Source organism: Pseudooceanicola lipolyticus (genome assembly GCF_002786325.1).
Taxonomy (GTDB): Bacteria; Pseudomonadota; Alphaproteobacteria; order Rhodobacterales; family Rhodobacteraceae; genus Pseudooceanicola_C; species Pseudooceanicola_C lipolyticus.
Genome location: NZ_PGTB01000393.1, coordinates 1 through 860 on the forward strand (window position 1 = coordinate 1; position 860 = coordinate 860).

The 860-nt window shown below is 70.7% G+C and carries 2 protein-coding genes; one reads left to right on the top strand and one right to left on the bottom strand.

The window, feature by feature from the left end:
* The coding region (locus tag CVM52_RS26170) for an ABC transporter ATP-binding protein (RefSeq protein ID WP_205965043.1) at positions 1-457 on the bottom strand (457 nt) is incomplete at its 3' end.
* A 167-nt stretch (positions 458-624) separates the two neighbouring features.
* On the opposite strand from CVM52_RS26170, the gene CVM52_RS26175 reads away from it, so the two are divergent.
* Positions 625-860 (top strand): hypothetical protein (locus tag CVM52_RS26175; RefSeq protein WP_133120022.1); only part of this gene is annotated, 236 nt, incomplete at its 3' end.

Genomic DNA, 860 nt, shown 5'->3' on the forward strand with positions numbered 1-860 from the left:
CCAGCGCCCGACCGATCGCCACCCGCTGCTGCTGGCCGCCCGAGAGCTGTTCGGGATAGCGTGCCAGCACCGCCTCTAACCCCAGCCGTCGCGCCAGGTCGCCGGTCCAGCCGGGGTCGGCGCGCCCGGCAAATCGCGCGTGCAGCGACAGGTTCTGCGCCACGGTCAGCGACGGGATCAGGTTGAACTGCTGGAACACCACCGCCACCACCTTGCGGCGCAGCGCCGCGCGGCCGGCATCGTCCAGCGCCGACAGCGCCTGTCCGGCCAGGGTGATCTCGCCCGCGTCAAAGCCGTCCAGCGTGCCGGCCAGATGCAGCAGGGTGCTTTTGCCGCTGCCGCTTTCCCCGGTCAGCGCCAGCGTTTCGCCCGCCGCCAGTTGCAGCGACACCCGGTCCAGCACCGGCCGTTCGGCGCCGGGATAGGTTTTGCTTACCTCGCAGATGTCCAGCAGCACGCGCAAATCCCTGTGGCCGCGCCGCGGCCGGCGCCCTGTTCCGTCGGCCAAACATGGCGCAAATGCCGGCGGTGTCCAGCTTTGCCGATCCGCCGCGCGGCCATTGGCGCCGCTGGCAAAGCGGATTATATCCGGGGCAGTTGCGGGCCGTGTCGAAAGGATTCGCCGTGAAGCTTGCCTTGCCTGTTTTCATTTCCCTGGTTCTGGTGGTGCCCGCCGCGGCGCAGACCACTGCCATCGATTCCCGCTGCGACCGGATTGCGCGTGCGCAAAGCGGCTATGAGGGTGGCCGCCTACCGACGGTCGAGGCCGGGCCGCTGAGCCTGCGGCTGAGCGGGTCAGTCGCGCTTGGCGTCAGCCGCAGCAGCGGCGGCGCCGGTGTGTCGGTGCCCGCCGGCGCCGG